A 2,037-nucleotide genomic window follows, 5' to 3' on the forward strand; every position below is an offset into this window, starting at 1 on the left:
GACGCAACGCTTGGCTTCACCTATAGCGGTCAGTTCGGATCTGGAGTCAGTGATCAAAGCCTCAAGGCAAACCTCAGTGTCAAATTCTGAAAGTCGCTTCGCGGGCGCTTTATCTTCCAAAGTGAGAAATTCCAGATGCCTTTTGCACCACCCATCCGTGTGACTTTCGTTCTGCCAGCGTTTGCCGCCTCCAATACGCGACCTATCCGCGACCCTGCCCATTTATCCCTCAACCTCAAGATTCGCCGCTTACCTCTTTGAACAGGTTTGCCGCCAACCGGATTGATACGATCAGGGGAAACATATGACATCGAGATCAGACCAGACAACCAACCCCCAAATCCTCTTGGGGACGGCGGTTCACAGAATGCTTCTGGCGGGAACGGCTATGGCTGCTATTCTGTCCGGGATGACCGCCCCGGCTTTTGCCCAGGAATCTATTGACGGCACCTCAGAGACGGTGATCGGCGGCGGCAGCGGCACCAAACCTGACCCGTGGGCAATTGGTGGCACCCTTGCTGTTGGTGATACCGGCACTGGCAGCCTTGCCATTTCCGCTAGCGGCGAGGTTTCCAACACGATCGGCTACATCGGAAATGGTGGTACCGGAAATGGCACTGTAACGGTAAGCGGAACGGACTCGATCTGGACCAATTCAAGCACCCTCGATGTCGGCTATATTGGCACTGGAACGCTTGATATCACGAGTGGCGGCGCGGTCAGAAACACCGCCGGCACTATCGCATATGGTAACCTAGCGACTGGCGCAGTTACGGTGACCGGAGCGGACTCGATCTGGGATAATTCGAGTACTCTTACCGTCGGCCGTGCCGGCACTGCTACCCTTGAGATATCCGCTGGCGGCAAGGTCACTAATTCGAGTGGAGTTATTGGCAACTTCACGAGTGGTAACGGAACGGTAACGGTGGATGGTGCCGGCTCCAAATGGGTAAATTCGTTTAGCCTGTCTGTCGGCCAATCCGGAACCGCGAAGCTGGATATCACCGACGGCGGCTTGGTCAGCAACTCAAATGCATATATCGGAGGTTCTGGCAGCGGTACCGGGACCGTGACGGTAAACGGCACGAATTCGACCTGGATCAATTCGAGCCAACTGATTGTTGGCCATATCGCAACCGGCACACTGACGATATCCGCAGGCGGCACGGCCAAGGCTTCATCAATGACCATCGCTAATTTCGCAACTTCCACCGGCACACTCAATATCGGAGCGGCGGCAGGAGATGCGGCGGCCCCGGCTGGCACACTTGAGACAGCGACAGTACAGTTTGGCGCGGGCAGCGGTACGCTCACCTTCAACCACACCGACAGTGCCTATAGCTTTTCAGCCGATATCTCCGGCTCCGGCACGATAAACCATCTCGCCGGGGAGACATTCCTGAACGGCGATTCTTCCGGCTTTACCGGCACGCTGAACATTACTGGCGGCAAACTGGGCGGCACCGGCAAATTGGGTGGTGTACTGAACATCGCCTCCGGCGGTTCCCTGGCGCCGGGTAATTCCATCGGCACTCTCAATGCAGCGAGTGTTACCTTGAATGCCGGATCGGTCTACGAGGTGGAATTGAGCGCCGGCGGGTTTACAGCCGGGACCAATAACGACCTGCTCAATGCCACCGGCACCGTGACAATCAACAGCGGCAGTTCCATCAAGGTGAAGCCAGAGAACGGAACCGACAACGGCACCACCTATACCGCCGGAACCTACACCATTATCACGGCTGGAAGCGTGGCCGGTACGTTCAGCAGCGTGACCGATGACTATGCCTTCCTCGATTTCGCTGTCAGCTACGACGCCACTCATGCATATCTGACGTCCTCTATCGTTTCAAAAAGCTTCTGCCTTTCCGGCATGAGCACCAACCAGTGCGCGGCGGGAGATGGGGCTTACTCGCTAAGCTCCGGCAGCCTGTTCAACGCTGTGCTGAACCTTTCAAGCACTCAGGCACCGATTGCGGTTGACCAGCTTTCAGGCGAGATCCACGCCTCGGTCCAGACAGCGCTGATCGAAGACAG

1 pseudogene is annotated in these 2,037 nt (G+C 56.7%); it reads left to right on the forward strand.

From position 1 onward, the window contains the following. Positions 1–388: 388 nt before the first annotated feature. Positions 389–2,037: pseudogene (locus WNZ14_RS23525) on the forward strand (autotransporter domain-containing protein); the annotation flags it as partial.

Source organism: Hoeflea sp. AS60 (assembly GCF_038900115.1).
In the GTDB taxonomy this organism is placed as follows: domain Bacteria; phylum Pseudomonadota; class Alphaproteobacteria; order Rhizobiales; family Rhizobiaceae; genus Hoeflea.